The 24,119-nt window shown below is 34.1% G+C and carries 1 protein-coding gene (only partly in view); it reads left to right on the top strand.

The window, feature by feature from the left end; genetic code table 11:
- Positions 1-24,119: the 3' portion of a PKD-like domain-containing protein gene (locus DAD81_RS06460; RefSeq protein WP_111707437.1), read on the top strand. 2,893 nt of this gene lie to the left of the window's left edge; 24,119 of the gene's 27,012 nt are visible here — the last part of the coding sequence; its start codon lies off the left edge, out of view; it ends in the stop codon at positions 24,117-24,119.

Genomic DNA, 24,119 nt, shown 5'->3' with positions numbered 1-24,119 from the left:
CAACAGGTGTAGAATTTACACCTTCAACTACGGGAATTAACAATGGTTTTGCTACAGTACGTTTAAATGTAACTGATAACTGTGGAACAACCACTTACGAAGATATTTTAATTAATATAGACAGACAATCTATTTCAAATGCAGGTACAGATGTAGAAACTTGCGGAACAACACCAATTACTTTAAGTGGAGGAGCCTCACAATTTGCAACTAGTTATTCTTGGGCATTACCGACTGGGGCTACCGGAACATTAACTCCAACAAACAGTGTAAACACAGTTTATACTCCAAGCCTTGCAGATGTAAATAATGCCTCATTCTCTGCAGGTATTCCTATTACTTTAACAACCAATACAGCTAATGCCTGTACTTCTAACACTTCAACAGTAATTGTTACAGCAGTTGATACGCCAACAGCAAGTACTATCGCTGCAACTACTATTTGTGAAAACGAAACTTTCACGCCCGATCCGTCAAATGTTGTAATTACAAATGCTTCATCATATGTTTGGTCACATAATGGAGATGGACATTTTACAAATTCAAACAGCTTAACACCAACATACATACCTGGAACAACAGATAAATTTAATGGTACTGTTACAATTACATTAACAGCCGTTGGTAACTCACCTTGTGCTTCTGAAACAAGTGACACCATACTTTCTATTGAAAAACTACCTACTATTGATCCTATTGCAGATGCAATAGTATGTGCAAGCCCTATAAACCCATTAAATTTAAGTGCTACAATACAAAATGCTGGTACTATTTTATGGACAACAAGTGGAAATGGAAGTTTTAATGGTACAGAAACTTCTGTAACACCAATATACACTCCTAATCTTTCAGATTTAAATACAGACGTAACTTTTACTCTTACTGTTCAACCAATTAGTGCGTGTATAACTCCAGCTGTAGAAACATTTATATATACAATTAATGCTGAACCTACAGTAGATGCTGGTGGCGATGACACCGTTTGTGAAAGTCAACCAAACTATACATTAAATGCTACTGTAACCAATGCAACAGCTATACAATGGACAACTCCAGGTACTGGTACGCTAAAAAATCCAAAAACTGTAAATCCTACATATGAGTTTTCTCCGGCTGACATAATTGCTGGTTCTGTTACATTTACTTTAACTGCCAATCAAACTAGTTGTACAACAATTGATGATTCGGTAACAATTACTATACAAAGTAATCCAACAGTAAATGCTGGTCCCGCAATAACTATTTGCCAAGGACAAAGCGCTACTTTATTGGGTTCTTCAGCCAACACTAGTACAGTAGCTTGGACTAAAAGTGGAGGAACAGGAACATTTACTAATGAAAATACATTGTCACCTATATACGATTCTGCAATAGGAGAAACAGGAACAATTACTTTTACCCTAGTTGGACAAGCAATTGGCCCTTGTTCTTCACCAACATTAGGTACTTCTACAACAGTAATTATAATTGCCAATCCTACTGCGGATGCAGGTAGCGATGGACAAATATGTGAAGGAGAATCTTTTACAGTTTCAGATGCTAGTGCAACAAACGGTACCGGAACAATAGCTTGGTCTAATAATGGTGGTGATGGTACTTTTACAGGAGAAACAACCCTAACGCCAACATATCATCCTGGAACAACAGATATAAGTAATGGTTTTGTTACACTTAGTTTAACATCAACTAAAGATGATCCTTGTTATTCTGATGCAATAGATGATATGACCTTAACTATTAATAAAATACCAACAGTTAACGTTATAAACTCAACATTAGATGTTTGTTCAGGTGCAGCTCCTTTTGAAATTATGGGAGTTACAGCTTTAGATTACGACTCTTTAAAATGGACAACTACTGGCTCAGGAACTTTTAGTCCAACCGACACCCCATTAAACACTACTGCAGCAATTTATTATAACCCAACAGTTGCCGATGTAACTTCTGGCTCTGTAATATTAACATTAGAAGCAGCCAGAACACCAGCAAATTGTAATACAAGTACTACCAATACAGTAACACTTAATTTTGTAGATACACCTATTGTAAATGCAGGTCCTGACGCAACTATCTGTGAAACTGACACTTATACAACTTCAAGCGCAACTGCTTCTAATTATTCAAGTACTGCTTGGGTTGGAGGAAATGGTAGTTGGACAAACCCAACAGATATTATTAATGCTACATATACACCTACCCCTGCAGAATTAACTGCAGGAAGTGTTACGCTTACCTTAACAGCTACTGGTTTAGCTCCTTGTTTTGAAGTAGTTCAAGATCAAATAGTAATAGATTTAGAAGCATTGCCAATTATTTCTACAATTGGCACGGATGATATTTGTGCAAATAGTACCACTTATAATATTGGAGGAACTTCTATTATAAATAGCTATGAACCTGTAACTTTAGCGAATTGGTCAAGTTCTAGCCAAGGTTCATTAGGTTTTTCTTCAACAGGAGATCCTTTAAATCCTATTTATACACCAACTGCTGCAGATATTAGTAATGGTTCTGTTACCCTTACTTTAACAGTAGATCCAATTGGTCCTCATTGTACTTCACCTCAAAGTGAAAACATTGTATTAAACTTTATACCAGAACCTATTGCAAGCGCAGGAGTAGATTTAACTCAATGTGAAACACCCTTTCAAATTACAACGGCTACTGCAACATCAGGAACTTATAGTAGTTTAGCTTGGAGTGCTTCTGGAACAGGAACTTTTACTGGAGGAATAACCAATATAATAAACCCAACTTATAATCCTTCAACTGCTGATATTTTAGCAGGAACAATAGATTTAGAGTTAACAGCAAACCCAATAAGTCCTTGTGCAGCTTCTTCAGTTACAACTATAACTGTAAATATAGAGGCATTGCCTGTTATTTCAGTAACAAGCCAAGCTCCTATTTGTGAAAATGAAACAAATGTGCAAGTATTAGGAACTACCGTAACTGATGCAACAAGTTTTATTTATACTTCAAGTACTGGAACTACAATTAATAATGAAACCACATTAAATCCATTAGTAACACCAAGTGTTACGGATATTAATCTTGGTTATATAGAATTAACTATTGAAGCTACACCAAAGGCAGATTGTGGAACAACTCTAGTAACTGAAATCGTTACTATTCCTATTGAAAGAAATCCAATTGTTAATGCAGGTCTAACACAAAATATTTGTGAAGGGACAAACATTACTACTACTGATGCTAGTGTTTCTTTTGTAGATATTGCAGGAGGAAATTTATTATGGACTAATAATGGAGGTGATGGTATTTTTATAACATCAGCTAATGCAAAAACTACTACTTACCAACCTGGACCTATTGAAATAGGTAATGGCCAAGTAAATTTAACTTTAACAGGAACAGCTAATGCACCTTGTGCTACCAATGCTGTTGCCAGTGTAGTTCATACTATTATTAAAAACCCTACCCTTTCAGTAAGCCCTACTATTGTAGAAATATGTGAAGGTACTACTTATCAAGTGCAACCCGGACAAGTTACTTTTACTGATTTTAGCAATGTAGATTTTGTAACTTGGAGTGCTACATCTCCAGGTACTATTACTCAAGGAAATCCTTTAGATTTAGAACCTATTTTTACACCAAGTGCTACAGATATTTCTAATGGCTTTTCAACTTTAACAATTACAGCAACCCCAAAAGGAGCTTGTAATACAAATACTTTAACAGAAACCATAACTGTTAACATCTTAGAAAAAGCAACTATTGATGCTACACAGACAACATATACTTTTTGTGATCTTGTTCCTAAACAATTAGAAGCAACATATACAAACGCGGCTAGCTATGAATGGACAATACTTAATGGTACAGGGAGTTTTAGTTCTACAGGTGCTATTTCATCTACTTCACCAACACCACAATATTTCCCAGCAATTGATAGCAATGTTGTAGACATTTTAGTAACTGTTCAAGGAATTGCTCCTTGTGATACAACTCCGGTTTCTGAAATAATTACTTTAAATAAAATTGAAACTCCAATTGTAACATTAGCAGAAAATACAACAACACTTTGTAATTCTGTACCTTCTATAAATTTAAGTGGAGCAACAATAGATAACACAACTGCTAGCACTACTTATTTATGGACAAGTTCATCTAGTGGAGCTACGTTTAGCAATTCAACAAATCCAGTTTCAACATATACTTTTACAAGTGCAGATATTACCAATGGTTCTGTAACCTTACGTTTAACTGCAACTAGTGATGCAACATGCGCTTTAGAAGATTATGATGAAATTGTAATTACAATATTAGACACTCCAACAATTACTATTAATAACCCTACTACTGAAATATGTGAAGGTGACATTTTTGCTGTAAATTCTATAGCAACAACTACCAACGCAAGTTCATATTTATGGGAAACTAATGGAACTTCTGACGGAACATTTACCAATGCTAATAATTTAACATTAGCAGAATATACACCTGGAGCTAATGATATTTTAAATGGTTCTTTCACCATTCAATTAACTGCATCAGGAACAACTACTTGTTCTCCTGCAATTGAAACTACCATAGTAAACATTATTAAGCAACCTGTTGTAAATACAGGTTCAGGAAATGGAATAACTTGTGCTTCAGAACCTTTTGACATTACTGGTGTTACAGGACAAAATTATGATACTTTATCATGGGCTTCAATGAGCAGTACTCCTGGTACATTTAGTAATACTGCTATTTTAAACCCTACCTATACTCCTAGCGCTATTGAAATAGCTTCCGGATTGCCAATTGTATTAAGAATTACAGCTCAACCAACAACTCCTTGTTCATCTTCAGTTTTTGATGAAATAATATTAAACTTATCTCCTGAGCAAGTTGTAAATGCCGGAGCAAATGTTACTATTTGTGAAGGAGAAGATGTTATTTTAAATGGTTCGGCTACAAACTCTTCAAGTGTTTATTGGACTACAAGTTCAACAGGAACTACTTTTGCAACTACTGAAAATACTAGTTATACGCCAAGTACTTTAGATAAAAATAATGGTACTGTAACACTTACGTTACATGCTGTAAGTGATACCAATTGTGCTGAAGTTACAGATGATGTTGTTGTAACCATTGTTAAACAACCAATAGCCAATGCCGGACCTTCTATAACTATTTGTGAAGGTGAAACGTATACCTTACTTGCTGGAGAAGCAACTGCTACCAATGAAACTTCTTTATTATGGACGGTATCTGGCGGTGGAAGTATTACTGCGGGTACTGAAACAACCTTAACACCTGAATATGTTCCTAATGCAGGACAATCAGGAATCGTTACATTAACATTAACTGCCTTTGCTGATCCAGCTTGTGGAAGTGCTTTTGATTCTGTAGCTACTAAAACTATAAATATAACCGCTAGCCCAACTGTAAATATACCAGCAAATAGCACTATTTGTCAGGGTGAAAGTTTAACAATTACTGCTGCAGAAGCAACATCTACAAATTATAGCACATTAGTTTGGACATCATCTAATGGATTGGGAACTTTTTCTCCATCAAATACAGCTGCTACTGTCTATACTCCTACCCCTGCACAAACAGGTTTGGTAACATTAACATTAAAAGCAATTGCCTTAAATGGATCTTGTACTGATGTTTCAAGCGATTTAAATCTTACAATTGCACCTTCTGTTATTGTTGAAGCTGGAACAGGCACTACTATTTGTGAGGATGAAACTTATACAATATCAGGTGCTTCTGTATCAAACGGAAGTGGTGTATTCAATTGGTCTATTTCAGGACCTGCAACAATTACCGCTGGTACTGAAACAACATTAACTCCTGAAATAGTTCCTAATATTGGAGCTTCAGGAATAGTAACTGTAACTTTAGAAGCTGCAGGTCCTGCTACTTGCCCATCTCCTAAAACTGATACAGTATCTATTACTATTAATCCATTACCAATAGTTATTGCCGGAACGCCAATTGAAGCGTGTGAAGGTATTACAGAAATTCAATTAGACGGAACTGGTAGCAACGCTTCTAGTTATATTTGGACTCATACTGGTGCAGGAACAATACAAACAACAACAGACCCGCTTAAACCAAAATACATTCCAGCTGCAGCTGATTTTTCAAACCCTTCTGGAGAAACAATAATTACTGTTTTCTTAGAAGCAACTGGTATAGGTAGCTGTGGAAATCCAATAGCAAGTACTACAATTACTTTATATTCAAATCCAACAGTTTTTGCAGGATCAGATATACCAACTTGTGAAGGAACATCAGTTACTTTAAGTGGAGCAACCGCAACTAATTATAGTGCCATCACTTGGTCAACTAGTGGAAATGGAACATTTGATTATTCAACTATAGGTGGTGTTATAAATCCAATTTACACACTTGGATCTTCAGATACTAGTGATGTTACTTTAACAATGTCTGCAACACCAAATATTGCCTGTACAGCAGGTGATATTACTGATGAAGTAGTTCTTAATATTACACAATTACCAACAATTACTGCTACTACAAATGAAATTACTTTATGTGCAGAAACATTTACGTTGCCAGATCTTGTAACAATTACAAACAGTACAAATTATACTTGGACAAATACAACAGTAGTTTCAAATAAATCTGTTCCAGTATATGAAACAACAGAAACACCATCAATAACACCAACTGTTGATGAAATTAATAATGGTTTTATATTATTAACTTTAATTGCACAACCAACGTCTCCATGTGTTGGAACTGCTGAAAAAACAATTAAGGTTAACTTAAATGCTGCACCAACAATTGATGCAGGAACTCTTATTTCAATATGTTCAGATACAAATCCAATATTATTAAACTTTGGAGCTAGTGTATCGCCAAGTAGTACTACATATAATTGGACAACAGATGGTACAGGAACAATTTTAGCAAGTACCGTAAATAGTTTAGTGCCACAATATACACCTGGGATAAATGAAACAGGTGCCGTTACATTTACATTACACGCATCTAATCCTTCACCTTGTGTAGGTGAAACAACGGACACTGTAACTGCAAACATTACACCTTTACCAATAGCTGATGCAGGTTCAGATGCTACAATTTGTGAAGGATCATCTTTTAATGTTACAGATGCTGATATACAATTTGAAACTTCTATAGAGTGGATAGCTTCTACTCATGAATCTGGAACTCCTCTTTCTACAGGAACTTTTAATCCAATAAGTGCAGATATAGATACTCCTACTTTTACACCAAGTCTTGATGATATTTCTAGAGGATATGTATTTCTTACTGTAAAAGCAACTAATGCTTGTGGTACATCTTCAGATTATATGAAATTAACTATTGATCCAGGTGTTGGGGTATTTGCAGGTAATAATACTTTACTTTGTGAAGGAGAATCTTATACCTTATTTGATGCTATTGCAACAAGTGCAGCTGGAGGTGTTGAATGGACAAGTGCTCAAAATAGTAATGGAACATCTATTTCTAGTTATGTAGGTGGTACTTTTAGTAGCACAACTAATACCAATCCTACATATACACCAAGTGTTGATGATATTAATCAAGGCTATGTATTCCTTATTTTAACAGGTACGGGAGCTGGAACATGTAGTGTTGATGATAGCTTTATGCGAATTGACATTACAAAAAAACCTACAATTACTGTAACAGATGTTGCTTTATGTGTTGATTCTCCAAGCATTACATTGAATAGTATTGCTGATAATTATAAAACAATTAGTTGGAGTATTTATAGTGGCCCTGGAAGTTTATCTGGCACAAATACAGAAACACCAACTTTTACTTCTGGATTAACATCATCAATAACATCATTACAAACTACTATTGCAAGAGCGGTATTAGAGCCAAATGATGGATGTTCTTCATTAGAAACAGTAATTCAAGATTTAATTATTACCATTCAACCATTACCAACTGTTCAAGCCGGAGATAATGGAGAAGTATGTTACGTTTCTGGACAACCAATAGCATTATTTCCAATAAATAATACAAATGTAATTAATGCAAGTTCTCAAAGTTGGTCAACTTCTGCTATAGGAACATTTACTGCGGGAACACCTACTAATTATCAATCCTTAGCAAATAATTGCCCGGGAACAGAAGACTTAACATTAACTGCTGATGGTATTGGAGCTTGTAGTTCTAAAAATGTTTCTGATGTAGTAACTTTAAGTATTAGTTGTGAAGCCCCAGATTTAGGTACAATAACATCAAGTTCTCCAACTATTCTTTGTGCTGGAACAACAGGCGTTGTTTATCAAGTAGCAAACAACTTAAGCGTTACTAATTATAACTGGTCAGTTCCAACCGGAGCAACAATTGTAAATCAATCTGTAAATACAATTACAGTAGATTATGGTTTTGGAGCAATGAATGGAAATGTTGCTGTATACGCATCTAATTCTTGCGGAAATGGATCAATTTCAACATTACCAATTACAGTAAACCCTGTTCCAGTTGCTTCTTCAATAACAGGAAATACTACAGTTTGTGCAGGCGAAACAGGTGTTTCTTATACCGCTGCATTAATCCCTGGAGCTACAAGTTATACTTGGACACTACCTGCTGGCGTTAATCTGATTTCAGGTGCTACAACAAATACAATTACTGTTGATTTCACAACAACAGCTGTTAATGGAGACATTATAGTACAAGCTAATAATTCTTGTGGATCAGGTGCACAATCTGTGCTTCCAATAACAGTAATTTCAGAACCTACTCTAACACCAATTACAACATCTGCAATATGTTCTGGTGAACCGTTTAACCAAACTTTAACTAGTACTAGTGGAGTTACCTTTACCTGGGATAGACCAATACAAAGTGGTATTGACGGTGCTGCTTCTGGTTCAGGTGACATAGTAAATGATATACTATTAAATACAACAAATAGTACTCAAACAGTAGTTTACAACATTACATTAACTTCTTCTGAAGGTTGTACTTCAACTGATACTATTTCTGTAAATGTTGATCCATATCCACAGTTAACAAATGCTCCTTCAGTTACTGAAATATGTTCTGGAGATATATTTAATTATGCTCCAACAAGTGATACTTCTGGAACTATATCTTGGTCTAGAGCAACTACCCCAGGAATAACAGAACCTGGATCTAGTAATATTACAACTCCTATTAACGAAACATTAACCAATACTACTGATGCGGTTATTACCGTTGATTATGAAATCACACTACCTACAACAGCTGGTGGTTGTACAGATACTGTTATTGTTTCATTAGATATAACTCCTTCTCCATCGCCTGCAAATGTAATTGCTGGTAATGCAACAGTATGTGCAAATACAACAGGATACACATATACAGTGCCTGCTATAGCAAACGCAACATCATATGTTTGGTCAGTACCAACAGGAGCGACTATTGTTTCTGGAACTACTACTAATACAATTACTGTAGATTTTAGTGCAAGTGCTGTTTCTGGAAATATTGAAGTTTATGGAACCAACTTATGTGGAAGTGGAACTCCTGATCTTTTCCCTATTAATGTAATTGCTCCTCCAACTCTATCAAATGCACCTGTTGCCGCTGAAATTTGTTCTGGAGATTCATTTACTTTCACTCCTAAAAGTGCTACTGCAACTTCATTTGAATGGGAAAGAAATACAATTAGTGGAATATCAACGGTTCCAAATACTGGTACTGATGATATTAATGAAATTTTAACAAATACTACTTTAACCCCAGTTACTGTTACATACACATTTACACTTACAACTGCTGATGGTTGTTCTAATACTGAAGATATACAGGTACAAGTAAATCCAACTCCTGTATTAAACAATTTAGCTTCTGCTCCTGTAGAAATTTGTTCTGGGGATGCGTATAGCTTTACGCCTTCAGCAACACCTGCTTCCACAATTTCTTGGACTAGAAATACTACTGCTGAAATATTAGAAGGTACAACTTCTGGAACTGGGACAATAAATGATACGTCATTAACTAATCTTACAGAATCTGTTGTAACTGTTGTATATAACCTTACTATAGATGATGGTAATTGTATTAATAATACAACATTAACTGTTGATGTTAATCCAATACCAAGTGCTGCTCCTATTATAAACGGTTTAACTTCTGTTTGTACAGGATCTACTGGAAATGTTTATACAGTAAATAATATTCCTAATGCAACTGAATACTTGTGGACGTTACCTAATGGTAGTCCTGTAACTACTACTAGTAATACTTTAGTAATTAATTTTGCTGCAACAGATACTACTGGAGATCTTACAGTTCAGGGTAAAAACAGTTGTGGTGTTGGTGCTCTTTCTCCTCCACTTACAATAAACGTTGTTGCTCCTCCAACTCTATCAAATGCACCTGTTGCTGCTGAAATTTGTTCTGGAGATTCATTTACTTTTACTCCTACAAGTGCTATTGCAACTTCATTTGATTGGGAAAGAAATACAATTAGTGGAATATCAAACGCGCCAAATACTGGAACTGATGATATTAATGAAATTTTAACAAATACTACTTTAACTCCGGTTACTGTTACATACACATATACGCTTACAACTGTTGATGGTTGTTCTAATACTGAAGATATACAAGTACAAGTAAATCCAACACCTGCATTAAATTCAGCTGCACCAATGCCTATTTGTTCGGGTAGTAATTTCGTATATACTCCTACAAGTGATCCTGCAGCAAGTACTATAAACTGGGCAATTGTAAATTCAACTGATTTTAATGCATCGGGATCAAGTGCTGGTTCTGGAGCCATAAATCAAACTTTAACAAACTTAACTACTAACACAATTACCGTAGTTTATAACCTTGAAATTATTGCTAATGGTTGTTCTAATAATACTTCAATAAGTGTTGATGTTTCACCATTACCAGATACACCAGGTACAATTTCTGGTGATGCGATTGTTTGTGAAGGATTTAATGGAGACTATAGCATACCAACCATTGATGCCGCAACATCTTATAATTGGGTATTTAATGATGGAACTACAAGTTCTTCTTTTACAACTACTACAAATACTTTAAATTTTGGTCCAATTACAAGTTCTGGAAATTTAACAGTACAAGGTGGGAATGCTTGTGGAACAGGAACAATATCATCAGACTTTAATATTACTGTAATTACACCTCCTGTACTTTCAAATGCACCGATTGCTGCTGAAGTTTGTTCAAATGACCTATTTAGTTACACTCCTGAAAGTACTTCCAATATAAATCAATATGATTGGGAAAGAGTAATTGTTTCGGGAATTTCAAATAGCCCAAGTTCTGGAACAGGAGCTATTAATGAAACATTAATTAACACAACCACAGCACCAATAACAGTAAAATATACTTATTTAATAACAACTAATGAGGGTTGTATTAATTCTGAAGATATAGATGTAATTGTTCAACCTTTACCAATTTTAAATTCAGCTGCACCTAGCCCAATTTGCTCAGGAACTAACTTTATTTATAATCCTACAAGCGAGCCAGCTGCAAGTATAATAAACTGGTCAATTGTAAATTCAAGTGATTTTATTGCTTCAGGATCAAGTACTGGTACTGGAACTATAAATCAGACTTTAACAAATTTAACTAATAGTGTAGTAACTGTAATTTATGACCTAGAGATTATTGCTAACGGTTGTACAACCAATACAAGTATTAGTGTAGATATTACACCACTACCAGACCCTGCAGGATTAATTACAGGTATTAGTAATGTGTGTGCTGGTAGCGCTGGAAATAGCTATACAGTACCTTTAATTACAAATGCTACAAGTTATTTATGGACTTTACCTGATGGTTCTACAGTACCAACTTCAGGAAATACACTTGTAACATCTTTTAGTTCTTTAGCTACTCCTGGAAATTTAACTGTACAAGGAATAAATTCTTGTGGAGTTGGAACAGTATCGGATCCTTATTATATAAACATTATTGCCCCTCCTACACTTTCAAATATTCCTGTAAGTGCAGAAGTTTGTTCTAATGAACAATTTAATTATACTGCAGATAGTAATTCTGCAATTACATATAATTGGACAAGAAGTTTTGTACCAGGAATTAGCCCTGCAACATCCTTAGGTAATTCTAAATTAATTAACGAAATACTTACAAATACAACAAACTCAGCAATCACAGTTACTTATACATATACTTTAGAAACAGCTGAAGGTTGTAGTAATACTGTACCTCAAGAAGTACAAGTTATTGTGAACCCATCTCCAGAATTAACCTCTATTTCACCAGCTCCTGTTTGTTCAGGTTCAAATTTTATATATCCGCTTACCAGCAATATACCTGGTGCAACCTTTACTTGGGAAAGAGCTGCAATTTCAGATATTTCAGAAGGTTTCAGTTCTGGTACTGGTGATATTTCAGAGACCAGTTTAACAAACTTAACAACAAACGTTGTTTCAGTTTCTTACAATATTGAAATTAATGATGGAACTTGTTTTTCATATACAACTTTAAGTGTTGATGTAACACCTACACCAAGTGATGCTCAAAACATTTCAGGTACTAATACATTGTGCGTTGGAGAAACGAGTGTAGTTTATACAACACCAACTATTCCTAATGCAACAGAATATTTATGGAACTTACCTAATGGTAGTACACAAACTACATCAAGTAATAGTATTACTCTTGATTTTGCTGTAACAGATACTTCTGGGAACTTAACAGTACAAGGTAAAAATGATTGTGGTGTTGGAGCATTATCTGCACCGTATTATATTAACATTATTACCCCTCCTACACTTTCAAACATACCAGTTAGTGCAGAAATTTGTTCAAATAAACAATTTAACTATACTGCAGATAGTAATTCTGCAATTACATATAATTGGACAAGAAGTTTTGTGCCAGGAATTAGCCCAGCAACAGGAGCAGGTTCTAATTCAATTAATGAGATACTAACAAATGATACAAATTCAGCAATCACTGTTATTTATACTTATACTATAGAAACTGCCGATGGTTGTAGTAATAATGCACCTCAAGAAGTTCAGGTTACTGTAAACCCTTCTCCAGAATTAACATCTATTACACCAGCACCTGTTTGTTCTGGTTCAAGTTTTATATATCCACTTACCAGCAATATACCTGGAGCAACCTTTACTTGGCAAAGAGCTGCTATTTCAGATATTTCAGAAGGTTTTAGTTCTGGTATTGGTGATATTACAGAAACTAGTTTAACAAACTTAACTACTAATGTTATTACAGTTACTTACGATATTGAAATAAATGATGGAACTTGTATTACCAATACAACTTTAAATGTTGATGTAACACCAATACCAAGTGATGCTCAAAACATTTCAGGTACTACTACATTATGTGCAGGAGAAACTGGTATGGTTTACACAACACCAAATATTGCTAACGCAAAAGAATATATTTGGAATTTACCTAATGGTAGTACACAAACTACAACAAGCAACAGTATTACTATTAATTATGCTACTACAGATACATCTGGAAATTTAACAGTACAAGGTAAAAATGATTGTGGTGTTGGGGCTGTTTCTGCTCCACTACCAATTAATGTTATTGCTGTTCCAACTTTATCTAGCTCATTAACACCAAGTCCAATATGTTCAAATGAATTATTTAACTATACATCAACTAGTACAAATACTTCTCTTACATTCTCTTGGACAAGAGCTGAGAAAGTAGGAATATCTAATCCTGAAAGTTTTGGAAATGGAGACATTAATGAAACGTTAATTAACAATACAGATTCTAGTATTGCAGTTGATTATATTTATACGCTTACTTCTCCTGAAGGTTGTTCTAACACGGAAACAGTTAGTGTTATTGTTAATCCACTTCCTTCATTAGATTTGGTTGCTACAAATGCTCCATCAAATGTTTGCTCTGGAACGTCATTCACTTTTACACCAACAATGAATAGCTTACCTATAACATCAGGACCTATTTTATGGAGTAGAAATGCAATCGCAGAAATAGATGAAATTAATAATTCAGGTTCTGGAGTTATTTCTGAAACTTTAACTAACAATCAATCAGTACCAGTTACTGTTACTTATAAATTAACTCTTCCTTCTACTGCTGATGGTTGTGCTAATACAGTAACTACTATAGAAATTGTTATTGATCCTGTTCCAGATGCTGCTACAGCAATTACAAGTTCTGATCAAATGATTTGTGCTGGTTCTACAGGAAACGTTTATACCGTTAGCCCTATAACTAACGCAACATCTTATTTATGGACATTACCTGATGGAAGTACAAATACAACTACAAATAATACCATAACTATAAATTATGCTTTAGGCTCACCTTCAGGTAACCTAACAGTACAAGGTAAAAATGATTGTGGTTTTGGAGCTGTTTCACCTCCATTTGCTATAGACGTAATTGCGCCACCAACGTTATCTACTTCATTAACTGATGCAGTTTGTTCAAACACTATATTTAATTACCCTCCTAATAGTACTTCAAGTAATGTAACTTACTCTTGGTCTAGAGCTTTAAACACTAATATTTTAAATACTAGTACTTCTGGAACAAATGATATTAATGAAACACTTATTAATACTTCTAATAGTGATGTACTTGTAGATTATGTTTATACACTAACTACAGATATTGGATGTACAAATACAGAAACATTAACAGTTACTGTACACCCATCTCCTACTTTAGACTTTACAATAAACTCACCGGCAACTGAAATTTGTTCTGGAGATTTATTTGAATATGATCTTGATGCTAATTTAAGTGCAAACCCGGTTACAACTGGTTCTGTTTCTTGGACTAGAAATGATGAAACTGGAATTACTTCATCTGGTGTTAATAATGGAACTGGAATTATTTCAGAAACGTTAACAAATTCAACAAGTAATATTATAGCGGTAACTTACACTTTACAACTACCTGCTACTAGTCCTCAAGGATGTTCAGCTACAGAAACTATAGTTGTAAATGTTAATCCTACTCCAATTGCTGCTGTAGGTGGTGGTGGAGATACTTGTTTAAATAGTACAGATGATTTAATAACCTTTACTGGTTCTAATAGCTCTGCACCTTATACTTTTGAATATACTATTAATTCAGGGGCTTTAAATACCATATCAACTATTGGAACTAATAATAGCGTTCAAGTTGGATCGTCTTCTAGTGCTGTAGGAACATTTAACTACGAATTACAAAGAATAATAGATGCAAATGGATGTGAAACCGATTTAACAGCTTCACCTCTTGCTATTACAATAAATGTAAATGGAGCACCGACATTAATAGTTACAGATCCACAACCTATTTGTGAAAATGGAACTACTGATTTAACTGACCCATCAATTACAGCTGGTTCAGATTCTGGATTAGACTTTACATATTGGACTGATGCAACTGTTACCAACCCATATTACACACCCGATAATGCAGTTGCAGGAACATATTTTATTAAAGCTACATCAACTACAACTGGTTGCTCTGCTATAGAAACAGTAAACGTTACGGATGTTCCATTACCTGAAATTGTAGTTAATAGTCCAACTATTTGTGAAGGTGAAATTGCTTCAATTTATGCTAGCCCAAAAAATGTTACACAAACATATCCGGCTGGAACAACTGGAGACACTTATACATATGCTTGGAACCTTACTAGTTTAGGTATGACTCCTGGAAATGTTGAAGCTTTTAATACCGCTACAACTCTTGCGCCAGGAACTTATAATTATAGTGTAGATATTGCTAGTGTTTTAAGACCTACTTGTGTTAGTGCAACAGTATTTGGTACATTAACTGTAAATGCTTTACCAACGGCTGTAATTAGTCCGTTAACTTCATCAGTATGTGTTGATGAAACTGCATCAGTAACATTTACTGCTAATTCAGGAATATCTCCTTATACTTTTGAGTATAATATTAATGGAGCTCCAACAAAATCTATAACATCTACTGGAAATGTAATTACCATTCCAGTTGCTAGTAGTATAGCTGGTACTTACAATGTAAACTTATTAAGTGTTACTAGCGGAAGTCCATCATCTTGTAAACAAAATATTACAGGACAAACTCATACATTAAATGTACTACCCGCTCCTAGTTTAACTATTGCCGACCCTGCTCCTATTTGTGATGGAGAAACTGTAGATTTAAGTACTACTATAACTTCTTATGACAATGGCTTAACATATAGTTATTGGGCTAATATTACTGCTACAACAGCAATTACAAATTCAAATGCCGTTAGTGCCGGAACTTATTATATTAAAGCTGAAAATAGTATTGGATGTTCTAGTATTGCTGAAGTTAATGTAATTGGAATTCCTTTAACAACTGTTTCTGTAAATAGTGAAACTATTTGTGATGGTGATACAACTACTATTACAGCAACTCCGAACATTACTGGAAGCTATAATTATAATTGGACAGTACCAACAGGTGCTATGGCCCCAGGCAATGTTTCTACATTTAATACATCTGTTGCGGGATCTTACTCTGTATTTATTTCAGATAAAGATGCTCCATATTGTGAAAGTTCTACTGGTACAGGCGTAGTTACTGTAATAGCTTTACCAACGGCTGTAATTAGTAGCTCAGCTTCACCAGTTTGTATTGGTGGTTCTGCAGCAGTAACCTTTACTGCAAGTTTAGGAACTGCTCCTTATACTTTTGAGTACGATATTAATGGTGGTACAACAGAATCTATAGAATCTGCAGGAAATACTATTACCGTTTCAATTGATACTGATGTTGCAGGCACATATAATGTTAATTTATTAAGTGTTGCTAGCGCAAGTCCAAATTCTTGTAAACAAACATTAACTGGGCAAACTCAAACAATAGAAGTATCTGATCCTCCAAGTTTAACTATTACAAATCCGGGTCCTATTTGTGAAGGAGAAACAGTAGATTTAAAAACTACTATTACTCCATTTGATAATGGTTTAATATATACTTATTGGACTAATATTACTGCAACAACATCACTTTCAAATCCAGCTGCTGTTGGTGCCGGATCTTATTATATTAAAGCTGAAAACAGTACTGGATGTACTAATATTTCTGAAGTTAATGTAACAGCATCTCCTTTAACAACTGTAACTCTAAATAGTGAAACTATTTGTGAAGGTGATAACGCTACTATTACAGCATCACCAAGTACTCCTGGTAATTATAATTATAACTGGACAGTACCTGCTGGGGCAACAACACCTGGTAATGTTCCTACATTTGACACATCTGTAGCAGGTTCTTATACTGTATTTATTACAGATAAAGATGCTCCATATTGTGAAAGTACTACTGCTACAGGAGTTGTTACTACAATACCTTTACCAACAGCTATAATTAGTACTTTAACATCTCAAGTTTGTGTTGATGGTTCTGCAGCAGTAACCTTTACTGCTAGTTCAGGTACAGTTCCTTATACCTTTGAATACAATATTAATGGTGGACCATTAACACCTATAATATCTTCAGGAAATACTATTACCGTTTCAATTGATACTAGTGTTGCTGGTTTTTATAATGTAAACTTATTAAGCGTTACTAGTGGAAGTCCAAATTCTTGTAAACAAACTTTAACTGGACAAACTCAAACAATAGAAGTATCTGATCCTCCAAGTTTAACTATTACAAATCCAAATCCTATTTGTGAAGGTGATACTGTTGATTTAAAGAATACTATTACTCCATTTGATAATGGTTTAATATATACTTATTGGACTAATATTACTGCAACAACATCACTTTCAAATCCAGCTGCTGTTGGTGCTGGATCGTATTATATTAAAGCTGAAAATAGTACTGGATGTACTAATATTGCTGAAGTTAATGTAACTGCAATGCCTTTAACATCTGTTACTGTAAATAGCGAAACTATTTGTGAAGGTGATAATGCTACTATTATTGCAACACCAAGTACTCCTGGTAATTATAATTATAACTGGACAGTACCTGTTGGGGCAACAACACCTGGTAATATTTCTACATTTGATACAACTGTAGCAGGTTCCTACTCTGTTTTCATTACAGATAAAGATGCTCCATATTGTGAAAGCACTACTGGAACAGGAGTAGTAACTGTAAATACTTTACCAACAGCTACTATCAATCATGATAATACTGAGGTTTGTATAGATTCTCCTTTAATAATTACATTAACAGGTGCAAATGGAACTGCTCCATATACATTTGAATATATTGATCAATATGGTGCTACACAAACCGTAACATCAACTTTAACTGAGAGTACCATTGAACTTAATACAAGCACTCCTGGTACATATACTGTTAATTTAATAAGTATCACTGATTCAAGTTTTAATCCTTGTACACAAGCAATAACGGATCAAACGGCTACATTAAAAGTATTGCCTCCGCCAAGTTTAGTCGTAACAGATCCAGACACAATTTGTGAAGGTGAAACTGCCGATTTAACTGATCCTGCAATTACTGTTGGTTCAGATCCTGGATTAACGTTTACTTATTGGACAAACATTGCAGCTTCAGAACCTGTTGCCAATCCAATGGCTGTGACTCAAGGAGCTTATTATATTAAAGCTGAAGATATTACTACAGGGTGCTCTTTTAATATTAAAGAAATTGTAGTAAAAGCTAATCCATTACCAACACTTACTGTTAATAATCCAGTAATATGTGAAGGTAACATAGCAACTATTCAGGTTATCCCTACTCCTGCTGGCTCATATAACTATGTTTGGAGAAACTTACCTGCTGGAGTTCCTAATCCTGGAAATGTTTCTACTTTTGATACAACTATTCCTGGTGATTATTATGTAACAATAATAAATCAAAATGCTCCATATTGTGAAAGTTCAGAAGTTAAAACTTCTGTAACTGTTAATCCATTATCAACAGCTACAATCACTTCTTCTAATAGTGAAGTTTGTTTAAACACACCTGCAACTGTTACATTTACAGGAGCAGTTGGTATGGCTCCATACAAATTTGAGTATAATATAAATGGTGGTGCAACTCAGTCTGTTACTTCTATTGGTAATTCTGCAACAATTTCGCTTAACACAAGTGTTGCTGGTGCATATGATGTTAATTTAACAAGTATTACAGACGGAAGTTCTGATACTTGTACTCAATCATTAACTGAAACAGTATCTATTAACGTTAGAGATATACCTGCAGTAGATGCTGGTGTAGATGATGAAATTCAGGTTTGTGCTGGTGAGGAAGTAACATTAACAGCTTCTGGTACAGCAACGTCTTATACTTGGAATAATGGTGTGGTAGATGGTGTACCTTTTAAACCTGTGTTGTCTTCAACATATACTTTAACAGGTACTGATAATTTTGGATGTGAAAATACAGATGATATAAAAATAACAATTATACCTGCAATTACAGGAACTATTAAATCACCATATGATTTTGAAGTTTGTAAAGATGCTCCTTCTCCAACAATCACTTTTGTTGGTGATAAAGGAACTGCACCTTATACTTTCACTTATGAAATAAGTTCAGATTTATTAGCAACGCCAATAACAGGTAGTGTTACTTCATCTGGTAACGAAGTTGATTTAGATACTGAAATACCTACAACATTAACAGGTTTATATACTGTTACTTTATTAAGTATTAAAGATAATGCTAGCTGTAATAATGGTGATTTAATTGCACCAACGCAAGCCTTTATTAACGTGTTAGATGCTGGTGTTAATCCATTAAACTTAATTGAAGTAAGTCAAATAGTTTGTGAAAATGAACCAATTATAGATATTATATTTGAAATTAATGGTTCACCTACAAATGCTTATGTAGATGACTTACCAGGTGGTGTAACTAGTGAATATGTGCCTAGCACTACTCCTGGTAACCCAGGTATTTTAACCATAACAGGTAGTCCAAATGAAACTGGTGAATTTGAGTATACAGTAAAAACTTCTAGTTCATTATTAGGATGTAATACTGATTTCGTTGGAACATTAACAGTTAATGAAACTGGAAAATTATCATTACAAATCCCTGGTTCAGATATTCAGAATGTTTGTAATAATAATTCTATTACTGATATAACTTATGATTTAGAAGGTGGTGCTACAGGTGCAACTGTAGAGTTTTCTCCTAATGCTCCTGCCGGTATTTCATATACAGTTAGCGGTACAACCGTTAAAATTTCAGGTACTCCAACTGAGACTGGAGTCTTTAGTTATACTGTAGAAACATTTTCAACTGAAAATGATTGTAATCAAACAACAGAAACTGGAACAATAAACATAACTGAAAGTGAAATTCTTTTAGCCTCTGGAACTTCAGTTCAATCAACCTGTATTAATAATGCTATAGAAAACATTGTTTATAGTATCTCAACAACTCCTTCAACAGCTCCAGCAGCAGCATTAACGCTTTCTGGAACATTACCTGAAGGTGTAACTTTTGACCCTATTACAGGTATCATTGCAGGATCGCCAACTCAAGGTGGTACTTTTACATATAGTATAGAATCTTCAACCGGTTGCGCTGCACCAATTACTGGTGAAATAAATGTAAATACCAATATAGCTACAGTTCTTATAGAAAATGGTTTAAGTGAAATTGAAGTATGTGAAGGAAATGAAATTACATTAACAGCGACAGGAGCTGATACTTACGAATGGTATAAACTAGATGCTTCTGGTATTCCAGTTCTACTAATAAATACAGATGCCTATACTTTCACTCCTACAACAAACCAAACATATTTTGTAACTGGTTCTTTAGCTGATGGATGTGATAATACAGCTCAAATAAATGTAATTCTTAAACCAACTATTAATGCCTCTATAACAGGACTTAATACATATGAAGTTTGTAAAAATGATACAGAACCAACAATTACATTTACTGGTTCAAATGGTATTGCTCCTTACACGTTTACTTATACAATAAATGGTATAGAATATACAAACTCAAGTATAGGAACTAGTGAAAGTGCAATAATAAATATACCTACAACTTTTGCTGGAGATTATAAGATTGAACTAATTAATGTTGAAGACTCAAGTACTTATAGTTCTTATTGTAATACTCCTACCCTTTTAGAACCTAAAACTGCTAACGTAGTAGTATTTGATTCGGGTATAAGTCCGCAAGCTGATTCTGAAATTTATCAAACAGTTTGTGAAAACAATCCTATAGTAAATATTAATTTTGATATTACAGGAGATGCTACAGATGCAACGGCTGAAGGTTTACCTTCAGGAGTTACAGCTAGTTTAGCCGGAAATGTACTTACTATATCAGGTGTACCAACAGTAGTAGGTAGTTTTGATTATACAGTAGTTACATCAGGACCTTTACCAACTTGTAATTCTTCATTTAGTGGTAATTTAACAATTAATGAAAATGATACTATAACACCTATTGACACAAAATTATCATCACAGCTAATTTGTCAATGTAATGATATATCTCCTATACTATATAGATTAGGTGGTAGTGCAACTGGTGCTAAAGTAACTGGTTTACCTTCAGGAATTATTTGGAATATTGAAGATGATATTTTAACAATTTCTGGAAATAGTTGTGATACAGCTAATAAATACACTTACACAATAACTACTGTAGGTACTTGTGATAGTACAACCACAACTGGTGAAATTGAAATAACAACTCCGGCTGGTTTATCATTAATAAATGGTAATGCTAATGAAATTGTTTGTATAAGTAACAACTTACCAAACAACATTCAATACCAAGGTACTGCTGGTCAATTATTAAAACTATATGGTGTTTTACCTCCAGGTGTTTTATTTACTACAGATCAAGCAACAGGTAGTGGTATTATAAGTGGTACTCCTTATCTTACAGGAACCTATAATTATAGTATTACATCTGAAACTGGATGTAGTGATGTTCTTGAAGGAAGTATTATTGTAGAACCGGATGCATTTATTGATTTAAATACAGATAGTGAAAGTATCAATCAAGTTGCTTGTATTGGCACTGCAATTGAAACTTTAAAATATAGAATTCCATTAAGTGTTTCAAACTTATCAATTACACCTACATTACCTGCAGGAATTAATTATGTGGTTGTAGATGATGAATTGATTATTACTGGAACACCAACAGCAATTTTACCTAAAACTACTTTTAATATAAATGTTGTTGGAACATGCGGAAGTGCTTCAACTGATTTTACATTGAATGTTGAAGATATCCCTGTAATTACTTTAGAAACTAGTTCAGGTACAACAACACAGTCTGTTTGTCAGAATGGTGATATAACTCCTATTCAGTTTACTGTAAGTCCAGCAGGTACATCAATTGATACAAGCTTATTACCTAGCTTTATTACTGCCACAGAAATTAATCCTACTACTGGATTATGGGAATTAACAGGAAAACCAAAAAGTACTGGTACTTTTAGTTTTGAAATTCAAACATTAGGAAACTCTAATTGTTCTGCTAGCTTGCCTATTGAAATTCAAAATTTATACGCAGCAGTTAGTGTTGTATTAAATTCTGGATCTGATAATCAAACTCTTTGTTCATTTAACACTCCTATTGGAGATATTGTTTACAACATAACAGGAAATATTCCAGATCCAAGTATTGTAAATGTAACTGGTTTGCCTAATGGCGTATCTTTTGCTACAACTACTACTGCTACTGGTATGTTACTTACTATTAGTGGACAGTCTACAGAATCAGGTGTTTTTGAATATGAATTAATCTATGATACTTGTGGAACACTTAAAAAAGGTGTTATTGAGATTTCATCTCCAATGTCTATAAATAGTAATGTAACTCAAATATCTTGTAATGGAGGTGATGCAGAAATTTCCGTTGAAATATTTGGTGGTGTTCCATTTATAGATAAGAATGGTAACCCTTTATATGCAATTAAATGGGAAGGACCAAATGGATTTAGACAAAATCAAAGCACTATTAAAGGGTTGCTTCCTGGTGATTATACAATTAGTGGAACAGATGCAATAGGTTGTAGTATACCTTCAGCTACTTACACAATTGAACCATTAAGTCCTTTATATATCGATTTAATAGATACTACTGTTGCCACTGGTTGTGATGGATCTTTAGGTTGTGCAAACTTTGATTACATTGGAGGTTCTGGTATATATACTTCTTTCTTATTAGAGTATTCTAACCCACAAAGTAAAACTTGGGAAGTAACAACACCTTTAAATAACAACTATTATAATATTTGTGATTTAGAACCAGGTTTATATAGAATAACAGTTGAAGATAGCGAAGGTTGTATAACTGATCCTTTCTTATTTACTGTTGAAAATGGAAGTGACTTTGCAATTGAAAATTTAGTTTTAGAAGAAAGTTTATGTAATGGAGAAACAGGAATAATTATGGTTGAAGTAAATTCAATTGATACAAATCTTATTTTCCAATACAACGGGAAACCGGTAACTTCAACTTCTTTAGGAAATAATTTTTATGAAGTTCAAATTGATGCAAGTGCTGTAACAAATGGAGTTTTATCAGTAACAAATATTGAAGGGTGTACTCTTACAAGAGATATTATCCTAAAAACTTTAGATCCTGATTTTGAATTTACATCTTTCGAATTTATAACTTATGGTTTCTATGAAGTAAAATCAGATATTGAATTTACAAACTTAAACTTTACAGGTTCTAATATCTATGACCCTAATGTATATTCTTATATAGAATGGGACTTTGGTGATAAAACACCGTTTAAAACTTTCAATTATCCAGATGATTTAGTTCCTGATGATAATAGTGAAAACATTAAAACTGTTTTCCATAAGTATACTAATGATGGAATATATGATGTAACACTAACACTATATAATTCTGCTGGTTGTTCAACATCAATAACTAAAACTATTATAATAGGTAAAGGAGCTTCGGTATTATTACCTACAGTATTCTCACCAAATAGTGATGGTATAAATGATGTCTTTAGACCTTTATTTAGAGGTGTTACTGAGATATCAATGTATATCTATGATAATTGGGGTAACTTAGTTTATGACTATACCTCTAATGATGCACAAACACTAGAGAATGATAAAGAATGGGGTTGGAATGGTATTGAGCCTCTAAACTCAGAACCTAGAAATGGTAATTATAGGTGTTATATTGTTGCAAAAACTTTGAATAATAAAGTGATTGAAAAAAATGTTAGATTCTTAATCATACAATAA

The sequence above is a fragment of the Lutibacter citreus genome (genome assembly GCF_003260195.1).
Lineage (GTDB): Bacteria > Bacteroidota > Bacteroidia > Flavobacteriales > Flavobacteriaceae > Lutibacter > Lutibacter citreus.
Note: the sequence above shows the minus strand (reverse complement) of the source record. Positions and strands in the feature narration are given on the sequence as shown.